Origin of the sequence: Bifidobacterium margollesii (assembly GCF_002860355.1) — a bacterium.
In the GTDB taxonomy this organism is placed as follows: Bacteria; Actinomycetota; Actinomycetes; order Actinomycetales; family Bifidobacteriaceae; genus Galliscardovia; species Galliscardovia margollesii.
Window position 1 is genome coordinate 1 of record NZ_NMWU01000003.1, and the last position, 23,882, is coordinate 23,882.

Consider the following 23,882-nt stretch of genomic DNA (forward strand, 5'->3'; position numbering starts at 1 on the left):
CTCCATCCGGGTCGTCACCGGCGACGGCGCACGCTGGATCGACTCATGCGTGCGCGAATGGTGCCCGGACGCGCAGCGCGTGCTCGACGGCTTCCACATCGTCTCCTGGATGAGCGACGCGCTCGACCAGGTCAGGAAACGCCTCTGGAACCAGGCCAGACGCGAAGGCGACGAGGAGACCACGAAACGCATGCGCGGCGTCAGGTACGCGGTCCTGAAGAACCCCGACCATCTCACCGGACGGCAGGACGAATCCCTCACCGCGTTGGGGAACACGGATCCCAGGGGACAGCTCTACCGCGCATGGCGGCTCAAGGAACTCCTGCGCAACCTGCTCAGACACCCCATCGAACAGGCCCGCGGAGAGCTCAAACACTGGGTATTCTGGGCGTCCCACAGCCGCATCCCCGAGATCGTCGAACTCTCCAGGAAGATCAGGAGACGCCGGCCCGACATCCTGCGCACGATCGAGCTCGGCTACTCCAACGCCAGGCTCGAGGCGTTCAACAACCGCATCAAGGTCACCATCCGCATGGCCTACGGCTTCCACCACGTGAACAACCTCATCAGCTTCGTCATGCTCAGATGCGGCGGCCTCGACATCCGACTGCCGGAGCCCACCAACTAACCCACGAAAACAACAGAAGCCTCAAAAATTACGTAGATTTATTGGTGTCGTCGTACTATGGGTTATGCGCCGCGTGGTCGCCGCTGCACTTTCGGTCGGTCGTCGGGCTTGCCCGTCGAAAGGTCGATTGGACGGCTGCGCGGTTGCTTTCCCGTGATTGCGGTGATGCGGTTGCGGTGTTGCGGGTGCAACGGTTGCGGTATTGGCGAATTGATTTTCGGCGGCCTGTCGGCTCAAGGGGCGTTGTTATAGTGTGGAGAGCCGGAAAAACGTATCGGGAAGACGGTGGATCCCTTGTGCGACATGGCAGAATGTGTCGTGTCGCGGTGGGACGTCCGGTGGTTTTCGCGGTGGGAGCCACGGCGAAAACCACGGTGAGAACTTTGGCGAGGACCATAGCGAGAACGAAAGGCGGTTCGTCGGATGTCGGTGTTGTTGGAAGGTACCCCCGAAAGGCGGCTGGCACTGGTAACGGGTCGTGCCTATCCGGAGCTGGCCGAGGAGACGGCGAAGTATCTGGGAATCGACGTGTTTCCGACCAACGCCTACGATTTCGCCAACGGGGAGATGTACGTGCGGTTCGCCAAGCCGGTTCGTGGTGCCGACGTCTTCGTTCTGCAGGCGCATACCGATCCGATCAACAAGTGGATCATGGAGCAGCTCATCATGCTTGACGCGCTCAAGCGGGCCGATGCGCGATCCATCACCGTGGTGGCGCCGTTCTTCGGGTATTCCCGACAGGACAAGAAGCATCAGGGTCGTGAGCCGATCACCGCGCGGCTGATGTTCGACCTGTTCCGTAAGGCTGGCGCCGACCGGATCATGACCGTGGATCTGCATGCCGCGCAGGAGCAGGGATTCTTTGACAAGCCGGTGGATCACCTTACCGCCATGCCGATTCTGGTGGATTACGTGCGCGAGCATATTCCGCTGGAGAACGCGACGATCGTTTCCCCGGATGCCGGCCGTATCAAGGTTTCCGAGCAGTGGGCCGCCAAGCTGGGCGGTCTGCCGCTGGCGTTCATCCACAAGTCGCGTGACATCACCCGTCCGAACCATGCCGAGGCGCATGGCATCATCGGTGATGTGGAGGACAAGGATTGTGTGGTGGTGGACGACATGATCGACACTGCGGGCACGATCTGCGAGGCCGTGAAGACGCTGCGGGGAGCGGGCGCGAAGTCCGTGACGCTGGTGGCCACGCACGGTCTGCTGTCCGGGCCGGCCGTGGAGCGGCTGAAGAGCTGTGGCGCACGGGAGATCGTGCTCACGGATACGGTGCCGGTGCCGGATTCCAAGCGTTTCGATGGATTGACCGTGCTGTCCGTGGCGCCGCTTCTGGCGGCGGGCATCCGTTCGGTGTTCGAAAGCCGGTCGGTGACCACGCTGCTCAACGGTCTGCCGGCGGATATGCGCACGCGGAATATTTATGCGTGATTGAGTTTGCGGGTGTGGCGATTGCGACACGCGGCCATGAATAAAACAGGGAGATATCTCCCTGTTTTTTCATATGCCGCTTAGTCTGAGGCCATGAAGATTCTGCATACCTCGGATTGGCATATCGGTAGACGGTTCAAGGGCCTTGACCTCGCCGATTATCAGCGTCGCGCGCTGGACTGGCTGGTGGGGCTGGTCAAGCGCGAACGGGTCGATGTCGTATGCGTTTCGGGAGATGTCTACGATTCTCCGACCCCGTCGGCGTCGTCGGTGGATCTGCTCGACGATGTGCTGACTCGCCTGACCGGGATCACCGATGACGATGGCCGTCCGGCCGTTGATGTGATTATCACGCCGGGGAATCATGATTCAGCGACGAAGCTGGGATTCGGTGCTCATATGATGTGTCCGAATCTGCATTTGCGATGTGAGATCGGGGATATCGCATCGCCGGTGATCGTGCGGAGGAGGCGCCGGATCGAGGGGCGGGCGGAGACGCTGTCTGTGGAGACGCTGTCTGTGGAGACGCTGGCCGTGTACGCGCTGCCGTATCTTGATCCGGACGTCGCGCGTCCGACGTTGGCGCGGATGCTGGATGAGTTCGAGGGGAATACGGCTGCGTCGAATGATGTCGTGTCGGCGGATGGTCGGACTGTGTCGGCGGATGGTGTCGTGTCGTCGGATGGTCGGACTGCGGGTGATGCTGTGTCGTCGGATGGTGTTGCCGTGTCCATTCCTCGTTCCCATGAGGGTGTGATGACGGCGGCGATGAGGCTGATCGGTGACGACCTGAGGCGGCGGCGGAGCGAGGATTCTCGGCTGACGGCGATGTTGATGGCGCATGCGTTCGTGACGGGGGCGTCGCCTACCGATTCCGAGAGAACCATCGCCGTGGGAGGCGTCGACGGTGTTCCGGCAGGCGTGTTTGCTGGATCGGGGCTGGATTATCTGGCGTTGGGGCATCTGCACCGTCCGCAATGGGTAACGGTGCCGGATGATGGGGATCGTCGTGCCGTGACACTGGCCAGATATTCCGGATCGTTGCTGGCGTACTCGTTTTCGGAGGGGTGTCGCCCTCCGGTGGTGGGCAATGGCAAAAGCGTGGTGCTGGTGGAAACCGATGAGGAGGGGCGGATCGCTCCGGATCGTGTGCGGGTGATTCCTGTGGAGTCCGGCGAGCCGGCGTTGGTGCGGCTTCGAGGGAGTATGGCGGAGCTCACCGGCCCGATGGCAGACAATCATAGGCGGGATTGGGTGAGTCTCGCCGTCACCGAACCGGAATACCCACATGGCATGTATCGCAGACTGGATGAATGCTACGAGTCGGCATTGGAGAAGGGCTTCGAATCGACTCGTCGGGCGAATGATCGTGCCGGCAATGATGCGGGCGCCGCGGACGCCGCTGATGGGGGTGCGTCGATGGCTGGTCTGCGTCGGAATCACACCGAGTTGGATGTGGTGAAGGCGTTCGTCGTGCACACATTGGGCCGCGATCCCGATGCGGCGGAGTTGGATGTGCTGCAGACGGCCATCGAACGGGTTCATCGGGAGAATGGGGACTGACATGAAACTCATCGGAATGCGTTTTCAGGGGATCGGCCCGTATCAAGGCGAATACTCGATTGATTTCGCGGCGTTGAACCGTTCCCGTATTTTCCTGATCGAGGGAGAAACGGGGGCTGGAAAGTCCACGATTCTCGACTGCATCAGCTTCGCGCTGTATGGTGACGTGTCCGTGGACGACGCCAGCAAGAACAGACTGCGATCCCGCTTTCTCGATTTGCAGGACAAGCCGTCGTTCGTCGATCTGATCTTCGAACTCAACGGGCGATACTACCGGGTGAAGAGGGAGCCGGCCTACGACCGTCGCAAGAAGCGCGGCGAGGGTACGGTGGCCGTGAATGCCAAAGGGAAATTATGGAGGCTTGACCCCGGATTCGGCGAGCTGCTGCCGGGTGAGACGTCTGGCGAGACGCTTGGTGAGACGCCTGGTGAGACGTCTGGCGAGACGCCTGGTGGTGGTGTTGTTTCCGACGGTAGGGCCGATCGATACTTCACGTACGCCGAACAGGACGAGCACGGCGAACTGCTGGCCGCGCAGGCGCGAGACACCGGCGCCGAGATCATTCGGCTGCTGCACCTGAGCCGCGACCAGTTCTCCAAAACGGTGATGCTTGCCCAAGGGCAGTTCGCGGGATTCCTGAAATGCCGTCCGGAGGAACGCACGCAAATCGTCAAAAGCCTGTTTTCGGCGGATGTGTACGAGTCGATTCAGAAGACATTGGACGAAATGCGCAAGGAGCAGGCCGCGGATGTGTCTTCTCTGCGCAGTGATCTGCTGCATTCGGTGCTGACGATGAAATCGGTGACGATGATGCTGGAAGATGCCCGGGATGAGCGGGAAACGCGCATTGAGGATGATGGTGTTGCTTCCGGTGGCGCTGTTGCTTCCGGTGGCGTTGCTGACGGCGATGGTTATGGCGTCGTTGATGGTGATGGTGCTGGCTGCTCGATGCCGGAGCCGAAGGAATGGGCGTTGCGGAATGGTGACATCGCCGAACCGGCGCTGGAGCCCAAGATCATTGAGACGATTCTGCGCAGTCGCGCTGCGGAGGCGAAGCGTTGCGCCGATGAACTGCTGACGAGACGCAGCCGCGAGCTGGACGAGGCTCAGGAGCAGGCGGAGGCGGCTCAGCGGCGGTGCGACGGTATGGATCGGTTGCGCGTTTCGGGTGCGAACGTCGTTGAGGCGCGAACCAAGATGGACGAGCTTGATTCGCTCGCCGATGAATACGCACAGCGGCGCAGAACGTTGGAGAAGTCGGATGAGGCCAAACCCGTCGTGCGGGCGGCGGACGATGTGAATGGCAGACGGGCCGATGGCGACGCTCGGCAGGCGGAGCTTGACGCGGTGACGGCACGTTTGAACGAGATCGAGCCGGAGCAGGAGCTGAACCAGGCGCGTGAGGAGGCGGTGCGGCGGGCCGCAGCCAGACCGGTGGCCGAGCGGCGGTTGGACGAGGCTCAGCAGCGACGCGAGAGACTGAAACGCTACGAGCAGGCTGCGGATGATGCGAAGCGGGCCGAGAAAGCCGATGCTCAGGCCCGTGATGCGCTGGAACGAATCGTGCAGGAGCTCGGGGAGCTGGAATCCGAGGAATCGGTGGAAAAGGCGATCCGCGAAGCCATTCGCGTTGAAGAACAGCGGGATCTGCTCGCCGAACGACTCGAACAGGCCACACAGCGGTTGCGGTACGTTCATCAACACGATCAGTCCGTCGAACGTGTGGGCGCATTGCGTGCCGCACTCGCTGACGCGCAGCAGGACCGGCAGACGGCGGAAGACGAATACCGCCAGGCGAAGGAGATGTTCTTCGCAGCCGGCGCCGCCTCCTATGCCGCTCGACTCGAGGACGGTTGCCCCTGCCCGGTATGCGGTAGCTCGGTTCATCCCGAGCCGGCGATAGTGCCGGAAACCGTAATCGACCAGGAACGATTGAACGTTTTGGAGCAGCACGCTCGCCAAGCCGCTGATGCGGTGTCTCAGGCGAACGCAGCCGTGGAAAGCGAATTGGAGAGGAGTGCCTCGCTTGCAGTGCTTAGCGACGGATTGAACGCCGAGGAAGCCCGAACAGCGATCGACGAGTTGAACGGGAAGATCAAGGATTCGAACGACGTCGAAGAGCGGCGGCGCGCACTGGAACAGCAACTGGAGCATATTCGGGCCGTCCGCCGGCAGGAATCGGAATCCCGGCAGCATGCCCAGTCCGCAAACGACCAGATGGACGCCGCACGGCGACTCATGCGATCCATGCGGGAACTCTGCCGTGACGATGACGGCGAGCCGTACACCGAAACCTCGATCGCGGAACTTGAACGTTCGGCTCGCGAAGACATCGCCGAATGCGAACGGCAGGATGCATTGGCGAAGACTCTTGACGAACGGATCGAACGGCGTCGGGAGCTAACGCGTCAGGCCGCCGAATTGCAGGCGGTGCTGAATGAGATCCGGGAACAGATCGCAGTCAAGTCGGCCGAACTCGACGCACTGCTCGCCTCCAGCGGGTTCGACGATTTGCCTGCCGCGCGAGCCGCTGAGATCTCAGATGACGAACATGCCCGCATCGCCGCCGATATCAAACAATACGACCGAACCGTGGATGTGGCTCATGATCGACTGCTACAGGCACGAGGCGAATTCCGAAAGCTCCGGGATTCCGACGAGATCGCAAAGCTGAATCTCACGATGTTCAATGGGCAGGTCGTGACGCTCGACGAACAGGGTACGCAGCCGGAGCAGTTGGAATCCGAAGCGCGGCAGGCTGCGGCGCTCGATCTCACCGAAGCGCATCAGGAGCTCGCCGACATCAAAGCACGCCGGGATCACGCCATTCGCATTCAGGAACGGGCCAGGAATCTGGACGCCGAGCGCAAGGCCGCCGACCGTTCCATGATCGAATCACTGCAAGCCTGGCTCAAAGCCTCCGAACGATTCGTTCCCGTTCGTGACATGGCGCTGCTGACCGCCGGCCGACCCGGCTCTCTGGCCAACGACGGGCTTTCGCTCGTCACCTTCGCCGTCACCGAACGATTCCGGGACGTGCTCGCCCGCGCCAACGACATCCTCAAAGACATTCACGGTGGCGTCTACGAGCTTCGACTGGGATCCCACGAGGGACGAGGAGTCAAAACCGGCCTGCCCATCGAAGTGTTCGACCGTCGCAGTGAACTCACCACCGAGGCCACCACGCTTTCAGGAGGCGAAACGTTTTTCGTCTCCCTCGCGCTCTCCCTGGCGTTGGCTGACATCATCCAAGCCGAAAACGGCGGCATCTCCATGGAAACGCTGTTCATCGACGAAGGATTCGGCAGTCTTTCCGAGGAGTATCTCGACGACGTGCTTGCCGTGCTGCGGCGTATCAGCCGTCACCGGGACATCGGTGTGATCTCCCACGTCGGACAGCTCAAAAGCCAGATCGCCGAACGGATCAGCGTCGCGCGCATCAGCGAGGATTCCGCCAGTACATTGCAGGTGATCGTATGAAGTTGAGATTGTCCGAGAGGGTGAGTATTTTAAGAGAGTTGCCCATTTTGGGCACGCGCTTACACACTCCTGCCATGGAACGTCCATGGCCTTTTAGTCCGAAGGAGGTGGGTGATGTCTGCGCACAAGTATGAACTGATGCTCATTGCCGATCCTGAACTGGACGAGCGAGCACTCAAGAAGCTCACCGAGCAGTTCCTGAAGGTTGTCACCGATGAGAAGGGCACCATCGACAGCACCGATTACTGGGGCCGTCGCAAGCTTGCCTACGAAATCGCCGGCAAGACCGAAGGCAACTACGCCGTTATCGAATACACCGCTGAGCCGGCCACCAGCGACGAGCTGGATCGTCTGCTGAACCTCAACGAGTCCATTATCCGTACGAAGATCCTTCGTAAGGACGCCAAGTGAGTCTTCGGGTTCAACCCGAAACCCGCATCTTCACACGTTACTGATTACCCGACAGGCAGATCCTGAGTCTGCCGACGAGCGGGACCAATGGAAGGCTGAATATGGCAGGAGATACCATCATCACGGTTGTGGGCAATCTCACGGCCGACCCCGAGCTGCGTACCATTCCGAGTGGCGCCACGGTGGCCAACTTCACCATTGCCTCCACTCCTCGTACCTACAACAGGCAGTCGGGCCAGTGGGAGGATGGCGATGCGCTGTTCCTCCGCTGCTCCGCATGGGATTCGAACTACAATCCCCTCGCCTCCAATATTCAGGCATCGCTGTCCAAGGGCATGAGGGTCATCGCTCAGGGCCGCCTCACCCAGCGCTCATATCAGGCGAACGACGGTTCGCAGCGCACGGTGGTGGAACTGCGCATCGATGAGATCGGTCCCGCGCTTTCGCGCAACACCGCTCAGGTCACCCGCAACAACAACGGCGGTGGCTATCAGGGCGGCAACGGCGGCGGATTCGCCGGCGCCCAGCGCAATCAGCGCAATCAGGCTCCGATGCAGCAGGGTGGCTACCAAGGTGGCTATCAGGGTGGTGCCGCGGCTCAGTCCGCTCCCGCCCAGCAGGCTCCTGCCGCTGACCCGTGGTCGACCGGTGCCAACACCGGCACCAGCTCGTTCGGCTCCTATGGTTCCACCGACGATTTCGGCGGTGGCGGAGACGAGCCTGAATTCTGAGCCGATTCCAAGCCCAGGACATCGAGTAATCAATTCGATACGAAGAACACGAACATCAGTTTTAATTTGTAAGGAGTGCATATGTCACGCAAGAGGCCGCAGCCGCCGGTGAAGCCGTTCAAGAAGAAGCCGAACCCGCTGAAGGCTGCCAAGATCACCGAAATCGATTACAAGGACGTCGCTCTGCTGCGCAAGTTCATTTCCGACCGCGGCAAGATCCGTTCCCGTCGTATCACCGGCGTCACCGTTCAGGAACAGCGTCAGATCTCCAAGGCCATCAAGAACGCCCGCGAGATGGCTCTGCTGCCGTACGCCACGTCCGGTCGCTGATAGGAGGAACAACAATGGCTAAGGAAACCAAGGTTATTCTCACCACCGCCGTTGCCAATCTGGGTCAGTCCGGTGACGTCGTCGACGTCAAGCCCGGCTACGCCCGCAACTACCTGATCCCTCAGGGTCTGGCCTTCGCCTGGAACAAGGGCGCCGCCAAGCAGATCGAGCAGATGCAGCGTCGTCGTCGCGCTCTGGCCCTTGCCAGCCGTGAAGACGCCGTGGCCGCCAAGAACGCCATCGAAGGCTCCACCGTCGAGCTTTCCGCCAAGGTCTCCGAGTCCGGCAAGCTGTTCGGTGGTATTTCCGCCGACGCCGTCGCCAAGGCTCTGACCGCTGCCGGCAACGCCGTCGAGGCCAAGTCCATCTCCATGAACGTCATCAAGACCACCGGCGATTTCCCCGCCACGGTCCAGCTTCACCCGGAGATCTCCGCCAACTTCACCGTCAAGGTGGTCGCCGCCGAGTAAGCCTCGCCGCTTACCGCGCGTAACACACACCTGAGCTTAAGCCAGAAACCCCCGTTGGAAGGCATGACGCCATCCAACGGGGGTTTTGCTGTGCCGGTACGCCGCCGACGAAGCTAGAAGTTCCTTCCGCTCCAGCCCCAATCCGTCGTCGCCGTGTAGCGGATGTACATGCGGTTCTCGGGAATGCCCAGCTCCTGGTTCAGCGCCGCAGAGATCTGCTCGGTCAGCGACTCCCACACATCGCGGGCCACGCTTGTACCGAACACGTTCACCTCCACATAGGCGGCGGGCGCGTCGTCGCTGCCGCCGAAGTAGATCGGCATGTTGTCTTCGAACGGACACATCAGCCAGCCCTCCGACTTGCCCGGCACGGCGGTGATCGCCTTGCCGTATGCGGCCTTCAGCGCTTCGCGCTGGGCCTGGGTGGTGGAGCAGCTCACATGGGTGTGAATGACGGGCATGATTCCTCCTTGCTTCCGGTTTCGGACACCGGAGTCTACGACGATTCACCACTCATTATGCCGTCAAGCGCGAAGAATGTGTGTGACTGCGACGTCGCCGCGGCTTCGCCATCGCCGCCACACGGTATAAAGGTTCGTTGTGAGAAAACTGATCGCACAGCTTATGAAGTTCGGTCTCGTCGGAGGCATCGCATTCATCATCGACTACGGTGTGATGAACCTGCTGCTCCTTACGCATATGCACAACGTGCTGGCGACCTCGATCTCGTTCTTCGTCTCATTGATCTTCAATTACGTGGCAAGCATGAAATTCGTGTTCAAGCATCGACCTGACATGGCCCGGTGGATGGAGATCACCATCTTCTTCGCCGCGGCCTTCGTCGGATGGATCATGAACGAGGTGATCGTGTGGATCAGCACCTCATGGATGCCGCACGATTCGATGTACACCATGCATGTGCAGTACATCATCTGGACGAACATCGGCAAACTCGTCGCAACCGTGGTGGTGATGGTATGGAACTTCGTGATCCGAAAGTGGCTGCTTGACGACACCCACACCAATGCCATGAACCGGCTACGCCCGGAGGGGCACAAGCTCACCGAAGCCGAGCTTGAGGCCAAACGGGAGCGAAGTGTGGCTCATCGACTCGGCATGTGGTCCATCGAACATGCGCCATTCGGGTGGAAATAACGATTGCCCGTCACTCTTTGACGCAGGCCTGAAAGAGTGAACGGAAGCGGCGCCTCACACCGTCACCTCCGCCAGAATCGGCGTCTCAGTGCTGGTCTTGATCTGCCTGAATCCAACGAAGGCAATGGCCAGCGAGCCCAATGCCAGCACGGTTACGGTCATGAAGCCCCCGTGCGAGCCATAACGGTCGATGAACTGACCGGCCACCGCCGAGCCGAACGAAGCCCCGATGGAATTCATCGCGCCCATCCACGCCACACCTTCGGTGAATCGCGAGGGCGGCACCAGATGCAGCATGATCTGATTGCCGTTGATCCACGTCGGAGCCTGACACACGCCGCACAGCAGGTAGATGATCATGATGACCCACAGATGATTGGCGAACACGAAGCAGGAAATACCGAGATTCACCACGGCGAGGCAGAAATAGAAGCGCTTCCACAGCGGAATGACCCAGTTCTTCGCGCCGTACACCAGCGCACCGCACAGCGAGCTGAACGAGAAGCAGGCGAATACGAATCCCGTGAACTGGGCCATATCCTGCTCCTTGGCGAACGCGATGATCGAAATGCCCGTAGCACTCTGGAACGCGCCCAGTCCGAACCACGTCACGCACACGGCGAGCAGGCCCGGGCCGAAAATCGAGTCCTTGGCCTTGTCGGCGTCCGCACCCTGCATGGCAGCGGCCCGGGCGGCCTCGCGCTCTCGGTATTCCTTGCGGGTCAGTCCGGCTTCGCGCGCCAGCTGGGTCTGCGACGGCGGTTCGGTGGACAGCTCGGTGAGAAACATCAGCGCGCCCACGATCACGCAGACGCCGGTGAACGAGAACGCCAGCACGCCGGAGATCACGGCGAGAATCGAGGCGAGCGGGTTGCCCACCACCCACATGCATTCGTCGAACACGCCCGACAATGACAACGCGCGGTTGATCCGCTCATTGTCGCCCTTGAGCTGGTTCGTCCATCGGGCGCGGCTCATCGCGCCCCACGGCGGGATGAATGCCAGGAACGGCGTGATCACATACAGGATCCATTCCGGCACTCGATGCGTGATGCAGGTCACGAGGGCGATGGCGGCCACGATCCAGATGATGATCGACGGAATGGAGATCTGTCGCTGACCGAACTTGTCGACCAGGCGTCCCAGCAGTGGTGTGAGAATTGCCAGGGCGATGGCCTGCACGGCGGTGAGTGCGCCGGCCAGACCATAGCTGCCGTAGTAATGCTGCACGGAGATGGTGATGGTCATGCCGATCATCGGGAACGGCATGCAGGCGATCACCGAGCCGATGGAATACCGCGCCGCATGGGGGAGTCGCAGCAGTTCGGCGTATCCGCCGAAGACGCGGTGATTCACGTCCTTGATAGCCTGAAACATGGATGGTTTGGATGGTTGATTCGACTGCATTTCTCCTCCTTTTGGGTGTGCGATGCTCCTCTTCGGGCATCGGGAAGCGATGGGTTTGTGGGGTTCCGGGGGTTTGCCCCGTCGTCAGCGTGTCTGTTGGCCGCCGGGCACCGTGGCCCGATTTTGCGCTTATCGACCTTGCACCTACCGTTCGGTTGGTTTGTGCATGTGCGGACTGGGCTAGTCTATGTCCGTCCAACGGTGCGACACGCGGCGGATATGATGGATACGGCAGTTTTTTCGATGAATGTACCGACGGGTATTGATTCGGCGATCGTAGTGCGGCGGCCACCGTGTGAACGCTCATGGATCCGTGTGAACGCCCATGGATAACGGGGATTGCACGCGGGCGGCGGACGCGGATGCGAGTGCGCGGACGGTCGGACGAATCAGACAAAGTCAGACAAAAGGAGTGACGATGCCAGCAACCACGGTTCATCTGGTCCGGCACGGCGAAGTGTACAACCCCGACCATGTGCTGTACGAGCGACTGCCCGACTTCCATCTTTCCGATCGAGGCGTGCGCATGGCCCAGGCAACCGCACGCTACATGGCGGGGCACAGCGGCATCAACCACGCTGAGGCGGTCTATTCCTCGCCGCTCGACCGCACCCGCGAGACGGCCGGCGAGATTCTGAAGGCGCTGAACGCGGTGCGATCGCAACGCGGCGAACAGCCTCTTGATCTGCATACCGATCCACGGCTGATCGAAGCCGGCAACGAGTTTCGCGGCCGACGCATCGGTCACGGTTCAGGAGCGCTGTGGCGTCCGGAGAATCTGAGGCTGATCCGCAATCTCCACAGGCCGACGTGGGGGGAGTCGTATCAGAGCATCGGGCGACGGATGAGCGAATTCGTCTATGAGAAGGTGGACGAGTACGCCGGCGGGCAGATCATCGTCGTCAGTCATGAGTCGCCGATCTGGTCGTTCCGGCACCTGCTGGAGACCGGGCACCCCGAACATTGGATGTTCCTGAGGCATACGGCGCTCGCCTCGGTGACGTCCATCACCTTCGACGCCGATACGCATGAGCTGCTCGCCATCGCCTATGCCGATCCGGCGGCATCGGTGCAGTAGGCCGAGCGGTGCATTCCGGTGCCGTCCGGTCCGGATCGGGATGCACGCCAAAGGTGATCTTGCTCACGAATCGGTACGAAAACCGGGAAAACCACGAAAACTCGGGCTGATTTTCCGTGGATCCGACCATACTGGACAGTATGAGCAATACTGCATGGACTTCCTCCGCAGCCGCGTTGAAGCAGCTGCCGTCGTTTGCCGCCGCCGTTGAAGCCGGCAAGACGCTGACCGGCATGTGGCCGCTCCACGACCATATGCACATCGACAATGACGTGAAGTACGCCGAATCGTTCCAGGTGCGCGTCACCCGCCAGTTCGCGCTGACGCTGACCGGCGAGGACATCACCGTGCCGGATGCGGAATACGTGTACGAAGGTGCGGATGAGATTCCGGGCCGTCCGCAGAGCATCGTGGATGCGCTGCTTGCCGCGAACGATGCCTACGACGAGTCGGCCGACTTCTCGGATGACGGCGATGCGGCACACATCGTGGAGGCCGCCTCGCTGCTGGGCGACGTGTGGAACGACGAAACCGCCGAGGCGGTTCGCGCGCTGACCGATCGGGTGGCCGACGAAGCCGGAAAGCTGGCCTCCGACGACCTGGAGGATCGCTACGCGTTGACGACTTCCGCGTTCGCCGAAGCGCTGGTGACGGTGAGCGGGCACGCCGCTGATTCCGCTGCCGCAGCCAAGGCCGCGCTGCCCGTCGTGCTGTATTTCAAAGAGCTGAACGAGCGTTTCGGTGTGCCGATCGTCTTCGTGTCGGCCGAGGATTTGGAACGATTCCGCGCCATTGCGGTGGAGGGGCCGGAGGCCACTGACGCCGAGGGCCGCAGTGGTGCTGAGCGCTTCGGTGAACTGCTCGACCCGCTGGCGAAGGCCGAGTGGACGAAGCGCCATGACGATATTCTGTGGGATCCCGTGGAAGCCAAGAAGAAGGCCCGCGAGGAGGATGAGAAGAAGAGCAAGGCTGCGCTTGCCGCCAAGTTCGCCCATATCAAGGACGATCCGGGCAAGGAAACGGTCGAGCTATAACGCCGCATGGGATATCGAGAGCTGGGCTGCATGTGGCAGTGGACTTGGCTCTCGCTGGCGGGAGCTGGCTCGCGCAGCGAGTCTGAGGGTGGCTGGATGATGCGTTGATTGATGCCCCACCCGCTGCGCGGGAGCCCCGACGTCTTGTGCGACGTGCGCCACTGCTACGAGTAATTCACTGCCGTCCGTCCGGGCGGTCCCAGCGGGCTCCCGCGGGATCGCTTCTGCCGACGAACATCACGATGTTGAGCACCACGGCGGCGATGATCAGTATGGCACCGATGAGGATCGCGGCCGCTCCGGCTCCGGCGCCGCCATTGCCGTTCGATGCGAACAGCAGGCCAACGCCTCCGGCCATCATTGCTATGAACGCCAAGACGCACAGTCCATACGGTAGCAGCAGCCACCATCCGCTTTTGTTGCGGTCATGCAGCCGACGGACGGCCACCGCAAGCTGCGGAATAAGAATCGCCAGACCCCATATCGCTTCCAGTCCGTTGACCACCGCGGAATCGTTCGTGGCGCTCGACAGGATGTTGAATGCCGAACCGACGATGAACGTGAACAGGACCACCCACCAGTATTCGCTGCGGGATGCACGGCCGTGGAACGTAGCGTACTTTTTGAAGAACCGTACGATCGCATTCGGGAAACTGATGCCGTAGTAGGGAGCCCACAGCGGCGGTTCCCCTCCGTTAGGTGCGTATCCGGGGCCGTAGCCGCCGTAATTGGGGGCGGTGGATCCGGATCCGCCGTTGGGCGCGAACCCGTTCGGATTTCCTTGGGAGTAGTCGAAGTTCTGCTGACCGGGATTCTGATAGCTCTGCCCGTTTTCGCTCTGCGGATACTGCGGGGTTGCGGAATACTGCGGGTCGGTCTGCGGGGCTGCATACTGCGGATTCTGGTATCCCTGATCGCCGGTCTGCGTGTATCCGGCTCCCGACTGGGGCTGATCGTAGGAGGGCTGACCATACGCGGGTTGACCGTAGACCGGAACTCCGTCATATGTTGGCTGTTGCGCGGCCGGCTGCTGGGGGTTCGGCTGCTGCGTCGCGGACGAATCGGCACCGGGCTGCTGAGGCATTGGCGAATGCTGAGGAGTCGGCGGCTGATAGGACTGGCCATAGGGGTCGGTGGTGCTATTGCCGCCGAAATCGCTGAACTGGCTGTTGGGATCGTTCGGCTTTCGGCTGCCGTTGAAGCCATTCGGGTCGGTCATGGTTCCCCTTCCTCGTCCCCGCAGGAGTTCTCCTGCGGTATTGGTACGTGCGTGCGGCTGTGCATTCGCATATTCGTTTCCATTCTCCCGCATAATCGGCGAATCCGCTACTGAACAGCGTCGGTGTGATGTTTCGATGTGGTGGTTAAGGAGGTGTGTCGCGTCGTTGCCTACTGTTGCCAAATTTTGCCTCCGCCTACTGAATTAACGACGGAAACGCTTGCGCGGTCGACTGGTTAGTGAGGGTATAAGGGGGTATATGGACGACAGATTGCGGTGTTTTGTCGTCTTTGGGCCTTACCTTTACTGTGTTTGCCCCCCCCCCCAAATGATGGTAGGGGGTGGCCGATGCAGTGCGAGATGAATCGGACGTTAGAGGAAGAGACACGATGACCGCATTCGATTGGGTGAGCTCTCGGTTGCGCAACCGTGCCGGCTGTATGCCGGGCGAGAACGGCCATGCCTCGGCATGTTCGGCAATACACTCATCCACGGATCGAGAATCCACTGGCCATGAGTCCGTGGACCGTGAATCCGCTGTTCGCAGGCACCCCCGACAGAGTGCAGCCCCCCGCGGTCGCAAGGCGTTGGCCGCATTCCTTGCCGTCGTCACCTCGATGTTCGCGCTCGTTCCCTCGGCCGGCGCCGATACCGCCAGCGTTTCCACGGGGAATGCATCGTCCATGCAGATCGTAGCCGCCGATACCGGTGCTGCCGCCGCAGTCATGAACGATGCGAACGATACCGGGAGCGATACCGGGAACGGCGGTGCCGTCAATGATGCCGCTTCCGCTCGGTCATCATCCGCTGCAACACCTGCGGCACTGCCGACCGCATCCCCGTCCCCGACCGCATCCCGGCCCCCGGCGGCTTCCGATGCGGCCAAGACGGCCGAGCCCAAGGCCAGGGCCGTTGCCGGAAATCCACGCGGCGCGAACACGAACCGCAAAACCGACGGCACCGCAACACGCGCAGCCAACCCCGCACCCCGCGCAGCGGCCGCCACCAACGACTCCCTCTCCGGCCGCAGCGTCGCCGGACAGACCGTCGCCACCATCAACGGCAAGCGTTACATCCTGATCGGCAACGAACAACAGCTGCACGCCATCGGCACCGGGAAGAAGGTCATCGGTCGCATCTGGCGTGTGCAGCAGACCTACTCGCACACCGGTGATCTCGGTCTGATCCCGCAGTACGACTGGGTGGACACCGGCACCAAGGAAATCGCCTACGACGGCGACGCCGACCTCGCCGCGGGAGAAAAACTACGCAACGAGGACGCCGAAGACCACGACACCGTGCTCATCCCTCTCGAGGGAAAGACCCGCTACCGCTACTTCTCCTACGATGAGAACGGCAACGAGGTGAACGCCACCTCAACCGCCGGCGCGAACACCGGACTGGCCTACAGCGCCGACGCGCACTATCTCGTCTTCAGGAACATCGACCTTGCCGCCGATGCGGAAAACGGGGTGACCACGGGAGCGCAATGGACGCCGCTGATGTTCTCCGGCACCATGATCGGCGCGATCTCACCGAACGGCGACACCCAAGGCGACCTGTTCAAGCAGATCGCCGCCGACGGCCTCGGCCCGGCCAACGCCGACGTCACCAAACCCGTGATCTCCAACGTCGTGGTGAATCAGCCAGCCGGCAACCTGCACGTCGACAAGCAGCAGGGCATCGGCTTCTTCGCGTCGATCACCAGCAAATCAAGCATCACCAGCAGCGGCAACAACTCCGGCGGCGTGCAAAGCCTCGGCACGGTCACGGTCTCCAACCTCAAGCTCAGCGACGTCTCCGTCACCAACCAGGCCACGGTCGCCTACGTGAACCCGACGCTGGTCTCCGCGCTGCTCGATCTCGTCGGTCTGCTGCTCAAACCCCTTGGGCTCGGCCTCGATGATCTGCTCGCCGTGCACAAGAACAATCCGTCGAACTTCGCCACCGGCGCGTTCGCCGGCCGCATCTACGGCGACGCGAAGGTGACCGGCTGCGAAGTGGAGAACGCCGCCGTCGCCAACGTCAAAGGCATGACCGGCGGATTCGTCGGCTACGTCGAAGGCGCCACCCGATACGACATCGTCTCCGATTCGCTGGGCACGCTGATCACCGTGCTCGCCGACATCCTCAACGTCATTCCGTTCCTCGGCCTCGGCGATCTCGTCGACTGGCTGCTGGGCAGCACGCTCGGCCTGAACGCCCTGGTGCCGATCGGCTACTACAACCCGGTCGTGACCGACTCCCACGTCTCCGGCCTCAAGGCAGGCACCGTGATCGGCAACGCCGATTCCCCCTACGCGGGCGGATTCGCGGGCGCGCAGATCGGAGCGATCATCGAGGACTCCTCGGTCACCAGCAGCACCGCCTTCGAGGTGCGCGCGAAGAAATACGCGGGCGGGTTCGTCGGCGTGAGCCGCAACGGCGAAGTCGGCGGTCTGCTCAACTCGCTCGGCATCACGATCCTCTCCGCCATGCGTCCGCAAAGCCTGATCCAGAACTCCACGCTCACCGTCAGCGGTGGAACCGGCGGCATCACCGTCACCGCCGAAAACTACGCGGGCGGATTCGCCGGGCGGCTCGCCAACGCCTACGCGGTCAACGACACGCTATCGGCCACCGCGAAAGTCACCGCCACCGCATCGCACGCCGGCGGCTTCACCGGCCGCGCATCCGCAGGATGGGGGCTGGAGGCCGGCACCGATTCCGACGAACAGTCCGCCGACACGTCACTGGTCAAACAGCTGACGAAAATCCTCACCAAACTGCTCGAAACGAACCCCGACGGTGCCGGTGCGCTCCTCACCATCGCCGGCGTGAACCCGTCGATCATCCTCGGCGCGCGGATGAGCGGCGACATCACGGTCACCTCGAACGGCGACTATGCGGGCGGCATCGTCGGCGACGGCTCAGGCACGGTGATCGGCGACTCCTCGCACGCCCGCCTCGAAAAACTCTCGTTCTGGAAATACAACAACCCCCGAGACTTCCCGACCCAGCGAACCACCACGCTCGCCGGTCTTCGGGCCGTCACGGCCAAAGGCTCCTATGCGGGCGGCATCGCCGGCAACCTCCAGCCCACCACGGTCGCCGGACTGCTCAACAGCGTGATCAAGATCGGCGACCTCAGCACATTGAAGAAATTCGACCAATTCTCCGCGTTCACCGTCGAGAATGCCGTCGTCAGCGGTGTGGCCGGCACCGGGGATGCGGCCGGAAGCGCAACCGGCGGCTGGACGGTCACCGCCGGCACCTACTACGCAGGCGGCGCGATCGGCTGCGCAACCGGCGGCGACGCCACCAACGTGACGCTCAACGCCCTGGCCTCGGTGGAGGCCAAAGGCGAGGCCGGCGGCTTCATCGGATTCTCCGGCCCCGGAGACACGGTCGGTGCGAACAGTCTCAGCCTGCTCGGACTGATCAAGGTCTCCGGCCTGCTGTCGGTGGCGGAATACTCGTCGGTCAGCGTGAGGGACGCCACCGTCTCCGGCGTTCCGACCGGCTACACCGTCACCGCCACCGGTGCGAACAGGAACAACGAAACCAACGACTATGCGGCCGGCGGCTTCTACGGTCAGGCCAACAGCACCAAAACCATCGACGCCCACGCGGTCAACCTCAAATCCGTGACCGCCGACATCGCCACCTCCGACGGCATCGCCGGCGGATTCGTCGGTTACTCCACCACGGGCGGACTGGCCGACGCGATCAACGATTCCGACGACACCACGCTGCTGCAGAGCCTGATCGACGGCGGGCTGCTTTCCGTCAACGACCTGCTCGGCGCGGTGCCGTACCTGATCCCCAACTACAAGAACACGGACGTCTCCTACGTGAACGGCGGATTCGTGAAGGCCGACGTGGCGGGCGGCTTCGCCGGCGACTTCCAAAGCGGCAAGATCAACCAGTTCACCGCCGACGAACTCAAGAACGACCCGACGCTCGCAGCCCAGCAGGCCAAGGTGAAGGCGAATCCGGTGGCGGTGACCAACATCGACCATGTGACCGGCGGCGCGTACGCCGGCGGATTCGGCGGCAAGGTCGTCTCCGGCGCGCTCGCATCCGCAGGCAAGGGCGGACTGAGCCTGCTCGGCAAGATGGGCACGGTGAACATCTCCAGCCTGCTCAGCCTCGTCTCCGGCTACGTGCCGTTCGTGCTGTACGCGGGCGTGAAATCCGACGCCGACACCTTCAAGGCAGCGGGCGGCACCGTCGACGCCAAGGCCGACTACGGTTTGACCGTCTCCGCCGAACGACTCGACGCCACCGATCTCAATTCCGGTTCGGCCGGCGGATACATCGGCTACGGTTCCGGCGTGCAGGTGAGCACGTCATCGGTGACGCAGCTGCGCCACACCACGGTGAAGGCCCCGGCGAATCTGGAAGCCACCGGGTCGATCGACGACACCTATCTGAGCGCGGACAGCGCCTACGCCGTGGACGCTCCCCGATACGCGGGCGGCTACATCGGCAAGATGGACATCGGATCCACGGCGGCGGTGGGCGAAGGACTCGACCTGCTGGGCGGCACGGCGGCCGAAGTGAACGTCAGCCAGATCCTCAGCGTGCTCGACGTGGTGGTCTCCACCATCGAGCAGTCCGACGTCTCCGGCGGTACGGGCGGGTACTCGGTGCGATCCAGCGCGGCCGACCATGCGAACGCCGACGGGAGCGCCGATCCGCTCGGCATGGCCGGTGGTTTCGCGGGCGACATCGAAGGCGGGCACATCCAGAACTCCGACGCGCACGAGTTCGCGTACATCATCGGTCAGGTCGCCGCGGGCGGCTACGTCGGCTCGATGCAACCCGGCGCGGCGGCGAACGTGCTCGGCAAGGGCAACGTGTTCAAATACATCGTGGACGCCACCAACGCGGTCTCCGTGATCCAGGACTTCGTGCCCACCATCCGCAACAGCTCCACCGACGCGGTGATCTGCGGCGGTGCGGTACGGGCGCAGGCATCCTCCGACACCACCACTCGGCGAGGCATGGCCGGTGGCTACGTGGGCCACAACCGCGGCGGACACGTCTGGGGCAAGCACGATCCCGCGCAATGGTCGAGCATCGCCGGCACCACGCCGACCGCGCGCACAGCGTACGCGGCCCGCATCCGCAGCGTGTACGGCGCCGAACTCGCCGGCGGATACACCGGATTCATGGAGGCGGCCGACACCGCCGACGCCGGCACGATCTCCGTGCTCGGAGGCCTTGTGAAGCTCGCCGGTCTCGTCAACGCCCTGTCGCTGGTCTACCCCACCGAGGAGCACAGCGCGGTCACCGGTCCGCTGCGCAACATGAGCTACGGCCAATGGCAGACGTGGCGCGACAACGTGGGCAAGTACGGTGCCTACGGCGCGCAGTTCACCGACGTGGTGAAGGCCGGCGCCGACACGGTGAAGGATCAGGCTACGCTGAACGACTTCCTCGACGACTACATCTTCGGATTCAACACGGTAGCCGGACGTGCCGCCTACGCGGCCGGCGCGAATCTGCGCGACTCCGGCGTGGCAGGCGGCCATGTGGGCCTGATGCGCACCGGCACGATCACCGACGGCCAGTCGCAGGACGTGAAAACCGTCGCCGCCATGCGAGCCGCGGGCGGCTACGCGGGCGCGATGGAAGCGGGCTCCGTCGCCAGCTTCGGCGACGTGGAACTGCTCGGCCTGGTCGATCTCGACCTCGGCAAGCTGCTCGGCGCCCCGCAGGTGTTCGTGCCGGTGATCAAGGCGTCGAGCGTGGCCGGATACCGCAAGGGACTCAAGGTCTCCGCCACCGGCACCGACATCACGCACGGCACCGGCAATGCGGGCGGGTACGTCGGACTGATGGTCGGCGGGCAGATCTGGGGAGACCGAGACGCCGACGGCAATCAGACGACCGACGCGACCAAGGCCACCCACGCCGACGTCAGCAATCTGCGCAAGGTCTCCGGGCGCAACAACGTGGGCGGCTATGTGGGCATCGCGGTGTCCGGCTCCACGGCCGACGTGGACACCAACGCCTCCGACGGGTTCCTGCAGAAGGTGCTCGACTCGCTGATCGACAACGCGAACCCGGCCGGGCTGGTGAACCTCCTGCAGGCCACCATGGTCACGATCCGCGGCGCCCACGTCAGCGCCGACAACCCCGACTGGGGCTTCACCGTCGAAAGTCGGTACGATACGCAGGCCAACGGCAAGACCGAAACCCGGTACGCGGTCACGGCCGGCGGATTCGCCGGCTCCCTGCAGGCCGCGATCCTCGGCGACCGCGACTCCGCCAAAGGCTCCGGTACGGCGGCCGACGTGTCCAATGATCCGGCCGAAGTCACCGTCACCGGTCTGCGCGGCGTGGACGGCGGCCAGTACGCCGGCGGATTCCTCGGTCTCGGCGACGTCTCCTCCGTCGCCTCGGTCGGCGGTGGTACGGCCGGCACGAGCGGCGACACCAACCTGCTGATCAAACTGCTCAAAGTGGGCAACGTCGGCGTGCTCGAAGCGTTCCGCACGTTCATCTACGACGGCCGGGTCGACGGCGTGCCCGACGGCATCCAGGTCAAGGCCCACGACGCCAACACCTACGGCATGCTCGACTCCACCCGGTTCACCGGCGCGGCCGGCGGCTTCGGCGGCGGACTGATCAACGGATCGGTGAAGAAGTCCAGCGTCACGAACCTCAACAGCGTCACCGGGCTCAACTATACGGGCGGATTCATCGGCCATCTGGGCAAATCCGGCACCGTGGACGCCAGCCAGGCCGAGGTCGCGAGCTCGCTGCTCGCCGGACTCACCGCCGGCGTGATGGACATCTGGGGCTCCCATGTGGACGACTCGTCCGTGGCCGGCATCGCGAACGGCTTCACCGTCACCGCCACGCACAACGGAGCAGACTACGGTCGTGGTGAATCCCTCACCGACAACAAGCATCGTTCCGGCGAGGAGGTGGCCGCCGGATTCGTCGGCTACGCGGACCTTTCCCGCATCTCCGGCGCCACGGTGACGAACTTCAAGAAGGCCGCCAGCGGCGAACTGGCGGGCGGATTCGCCGGCCAGACCACCAAGGCGTATCTGGTGGACGCTGGCGTGAACTCCAAGCTGGTGGATCTGCTGCTCAAATACATCGTCAACCCGCTGCTCGATATCCTGTACGTCAACGACATCGAACACATCGGCGACAAGCTCGACGATCTCAAGGAGCAGCATTTCGGCTGGCTCACCAAGTTCATCGATCTTGAGCTGTTCACCGACGGCAACGCGCTGTACGTGAACCTGCTCGGGCTGAAGATCGGCGTCGCGCTCGACAAGCACGGCACCGCAAACGACGACACCGACGACACGGCCGACATCTTCATCGGCGACTCGCACGTCACCGTCGGCTGCTCCAAGCAGGGTGTGGACTCCGATTCGGCGGACAACGTGAAGGTGCAGCTTATCAAGGCCAACCGCACGAAGATCACCGGCTCCTCGGTGCAGGGCATCGCCGACGGCTACGACGTGTTCGGCGGCGGGGCAACGCAGACCTCCGACGGCACGGCGAATCTCAAGACCGGATACGCCGGCGGATTCGTGGCCGTCAACGACGAGGGACTGCTCGAACGCAACGACATGACCTACGCCGACACGATTCGCGGCACGTCCGGCCTGGTCGGGCCGTTCTCCGGCAGAACCAACCTCGAATCCGTATACGACTTCAACACCGTGTACGGCATCGAAGGCAACGGCAACACCTACCACATTTACCGTGACGTGCCCGCCACATGGTCGTACGCGCTCACCGCCGCCCGCAAGCAGTTCACCTACGGATCGCATATGGACGACGGTACGGGAACCGGCGGTTCGGCCGGCACCGCAGGCACGCGGAAGCTGCCGCTCAACCGGTACGACGTGGCGCATCTGGCCCGCAGCCTCGTACCCGGCACCACCGACCAGTACACGGATCCCGACATCAAGCAGTTCGCGGACTATCAGGACGCGGTGATGGCCAACAACGTGGGTGGATCGAATACCGGAACGTCGGCCTCCGGCGTGCAGAACGAGGCCAAGCCGCTCGGCGTCTACGTCTCCTCGGCGAAGGCCGTGCTCATGCTCGACACCGCCGTAACCGAAAACAACGGAGGCCTGACCCCCGAACCCGATGAAGGTCAGGATCCGTGCGGTGCGAACGGCTGCCAGACGGTCGATCTGACCCTGCAGAAGGTGTGGAACGACGTGGCCGGCACCGTGGAACGGCCGAAGGCGATCACCCTGCGGGTCACCGCCACCTACACCGACAAGGACGGCAAGACCGTCACCCCGACGAAGATCGTGTGCCGTGACGCCGACTGCACGGCGAAGGAGCAGGCCAATCCGTGGACCGTGACCATGGACTCCTCCGACGACGCCGGACTGTGGAGCGATACGTGGCGCAGGACAATCACCGGACTGCCGGTCGCATTCGTCGACAAGGCCTCCGGCGCGAACGGCGAGGACGTGGTGCGCTACTACACGTACAGCGTGCAGGAGATCTCCATGACCTATCCGGGCGACGGCGGAACCGGCGATGTGGCCCGCACGCCGGCCGAAGGCGGCTACAGCGTGAGCGTGGCCTACGACGCCAAGGAGCGCGTGGCCACCGTGACCAACTCGGTCGCATCCCTGCCCGACACGGGCGGCATGGGAACCCTGTGGATCGTGATCCTCGGCCTGCTGCTGGTGGCGCTCGGCACCGCCTGGTATCTGCGCGACCGGTTCAAGCCGGCGGGATTCGCCGTCTCCGCGTCGGGTGGTGCCGGTGGTGCTGGCGGTGCTGGTGGTGCCGGTGGTGCCGGTGGCGCCGGTGGCGCCGGTGCGGGAGGTGGTGACGGTGGTGCTGGTGCTGGCGCGGGAGGCATCGGTGGTGCCGGTGATGCTGGCTCTGGTGCCTTGGCTTCCCCCTTTGGGGGAAGCTGTCAGCGGCAGCTGACTGATGAGGGCCAATGAAC

The 23,882-nt window shown here is 63.0% G+C and carries 15 protein-coding genes; 12 read left to right on the plus strand and 3 right to left on the minus strand.

Annotated features, from left to right (window positions below):
- From Uis1B_RS01065 to rplI, 8 genes are all read left to right on the plus strand, one after another.
- Window positions 1–628: transposase (locus tag Uis1B_RS01065; RefSeq protein ID WP_165782658.1), on the plus strand; the 628-nt coding region annotated here is incomplete at its 5' end.
- A gap of 423 nt (window positions 629–1,051) precedes the next feature.
- Window positions 1,052–2,065, plus strand: coding sequence for a ribose-phosphate diphosphokinase (locus Uis1B_RS01070; protein WP_101614720.1), 1,014 nt, complete (start codon window positions 1,052–1,054; stop codon window positions 2,063–2,065).
- Window positions 2,066–2,158: 93 nt separating this feature from the next.
- On the plus strand, window positions 2,159–3,628 hold the full coding sequence (locus Uis1B_RS01075) for a metallophosphoesterase family protein (RefSeq protein ID WP_101614723.1): 1,470 nt from the start codon (window positions 2,159–2,161) through the stop codon (window positions 3,626–3,628).
- Window position 3,629: 1 nt separating this feature from the next.
- Window positions 3,630–7,109, plus strand: coding sequence for an AAA family ATPase (locus Uis1B_RS01080; RefSeq protein ID WP_165782659.1), 3,480 nt, complete (start codon window positions 3,630–3,632; stop codon window positions 7,107–7,109).
- Window positions 7,110–7,223: 114 nt separating this feature from the next.
- Window positions 7,224–7,520: a 30S ribosomal protein S6 gene (gene rpsF, locus Uis1B_RS01085; RefSeq protein ID WP_101614727.1), complete on the plus strand. Its 297-nt coding sequence runs from the start codon at window positions 7,224–7,226 to the stop codon at window positions 7,518–7,520.
- Between the two features lie 101 nt (window positions 7,521–7,621).
- Window positions 7,622–8,251, plus strand: coding sequence for a single-stranded DNA-binding protein (locus Uis1B_RS01090; protein WP_101614729.1), 630 nt, complete (start codon window positions 7,622–7,624; stop codon window positions 8,249–8,251).
- An 81-nt stretch (window positions 8,252–8,332) separates the two neighbouring features.
- Window positions 8,333–8,581, plus strand: coding sequence for a 30S ribosomal protein S18 (gene rpsR / locus Uis1B_RS01095; protein ID WP_055427494.1), 249 nt, complete (start codon window positions 8,333–8,335; stop codon window positions 8,579–8,581).
- 14 nt (window positions 8,582–8,595) lie between these two features.
- The gene (gene rplI, locus Uis1B_RS01100; RefSeq protein WP_101614731.1) at window positions 8,596–9,051 is read left to right on the plus strand and encodes a 50S ribosomal protein L9; all 456 of its coding nucleotides are present in this window, start codon (window positions 8,596–8,598) and stop codon (window positions 9,049–9,051) included.
- 113 nt (window positions 9,052–9,164) lie between these two features.
- Here the strand turns inward: rplI and Uis1B_RS01105 are convergent, their stop codons facing one another.
- Window positions 9,165–9,512, minus strand: coding sequence for a phenylpyruvate tautomerase MIF-related protein (locus tag Uis1B_RS01105; RefSeq protein WP_101614732.1), 348 nt, complete (start codon window positions 9,510–9,512; stop codon window positions 9,165–9,167).
- Window positions 9,513–9,651: 139 nt separating this feature from the next.
- Between Uis1B_RS01105 and Uis1B_RS01110 the strand changes: the two genes are divergently transcribed.
- Window positions 9,652–10,206, plus strand: coding sequence for a GtrA family protein (locus Uis1B_RS01110; protein WP_243390195.1), 555 nt, complete (start codon window positions 9,652–9,654; stop codon window positions 10,204–10,206).
- Window positions 10,207–10,260: 54 nt separating this feature from the next.
- Here Uis1B_RS01110 and Uis1B_RS01115 read toward each other — a convergent pair whose 3' ends face one another.
- Window positions 10,261–11,613, minus strand: a complete 1,353-nt coding sequence (locus Uis1B_RS01115; RefSeq protein ID WP_101614735.1) for an MFS transporter — start codon at window positions 11,611–11,613, stop codon at window positions 10,261–10,263.
- A 418-nt stretch (window positions 11,614–12,031) separates the two neighbouring features.
- On the opposite strand from Uis1B_RS01115, the gene Uis1B_RS01120 reads away from it, so the two are divergent.
- Complete coding sequence (locus tag Uis1B_RS01120; RefSeq protein ID WP_101614737.1) at window positions 12,032–12,691, plus strand: histidine phosphatase family protein; 660 nt, start codon at window positions 12,032–12,034, stop codon at window positions 12,689–12,691.
- A 140-nt stretch (window positions 12,692–12,831) separates the two neighbouring features.
- The gene (locus Uis1B_RS01125) at window positions 12,832–13,725 is read left to right on the plus strand and encodes a hypothetical protein (RefSeq protein WP_101614739.1); all 894 of its coding nucleotides are present in this window, start codon (window positions 12,832–12,834) and stop codon (window positions 13,723–13,725) included.
- A 175-nt stretch (window positions 13,726–13,900) separates the two neighbouring features.
- Here the strand turns inward: Uis1B_RS01125 and Uis1B_RS01130 are convergent, their stop codons facing one another.
- Window positions 13,901–14,944 carry a DUF805 domain-containing protein gene (locus Uis1B_RS01130; protein WP_165782660.1) on the minus strand — a complete coding sequence of 348 codons (1,044 nt, stop codon included), beginning with the start codon at window positions 14,942–14,944 and terminating at the stop codon, window positions 13,901–13,903.
- Between the two features lie 389 nt (window positions 14,945–15,333).
- Between Uis1B_RS01130 and Uis1B_RS01135 the strand changes: the two genes are divergently transcribed.
- The gene (locus Uis1B_RS01135) at window positions 15,334–23,880 is read left to right on the plus strand and encodes a beta strand repeat-containing protein (protein ID WP_133124785.1); all 8,547 of its coding nucleotides are present in this window, start codon (window positions 15,334–15,336) and stop codon (window positions 23,878–23,880) included.
- Window positions 23,881–23,882: the final 2 nt, after the last annotated feature.

Bases quoted from the DNA above. Each gene is read 5' to 3' on its own strand.
- Uis1B_RS01090 (WP_101614729.1), top strand. From the start codon at position 7,622: ATGGCAGGAGATACCATCATCACGGTTGTGGGCAATCTCACGGCCGAC.
- Uis1B_RS01105 (WP_101614732.1), bottom strand. From the start codon at position 9,512: ATGCCCGTCATTCACACCCATGTGAGCTGCTCCACCACCCAGGCCCAG.
- Uis1B_RS01070 (WP_101614720.1), top strand. From the start codon at position 1,052: ATGTCGGTGTTGTTGGAAGGTACCCCCGAAAGGCGGCTGGCACTGGTA.
- Uis1B_RS01135 (WP_133124785.1), top strand. From the start codon at position 15,334: ATGACCGCATTCGATTGGGTGAGCTCTCGGTTGCGCAACCGTGCCGGC.
- Uis1B_RS01130 (WP_165782660.1), bottom strand. From the start codon at position 14,944: ATGACCGACCCGAATGGCTTCAACGGCAGCCGAAAGCCGAACGATCCC.
- rpsR (WP_055427494.1), top strand. From the start codon at position 8,333: ATGTCACGCAAGAGGCCGCAGCCGCCGGTGAAGCCGTTCAAGAAGAAG.
- Uis1B_RS01075 (WP_101614723.1), top strand. From the start codon at position 2,159: ATGAAGATTCTGCATACCTCGGATTGGCATATCGGTAGACGGTTCAAG.
- Uis1B_RS01115 (WP_101614735.1), bottom strand. From the start codon at position 11,613: ATGCAGTCGAATCAACCATCCAAACCATCCATGTTTCAGGCTATCAAG.
- Uis1B_RS01120 (WP_101614737.1), top strand. From the start codon at position 12,032: ATGCCAGCAACCACGGTTCATCTGGTCCGGCACGGCGAAGTGTACAAC.
- rplI (WP_101614731.1), top strand. From the start codon at position 8,596: ATGGCTAAGGAAACCAAGGTTATTCTCACCACCGCCGTTGCCAATCTG.
- Uis1B_RS01125 (WP_101614739.1), top strand. From the start codon at position 12,832: ATGAGCAATACTGCATGGACTTCCTCCGCAGCCGCGTTGAAGCAGCTG.
- Uis1B_RS01080 (WP_165782659.1), top strand. From the start codon at position 3,630: ATGAAACTCATCGGAATGCGTTTTCAGGGGATCGGCCCGTATCAAGGC.
- rpsF (WP_101614727.1), top strand. From the start codon at position 7,224: ATGTCTGCGCACAAGTATGAACTGATGCTCATTGCCGATCCTGAACTG.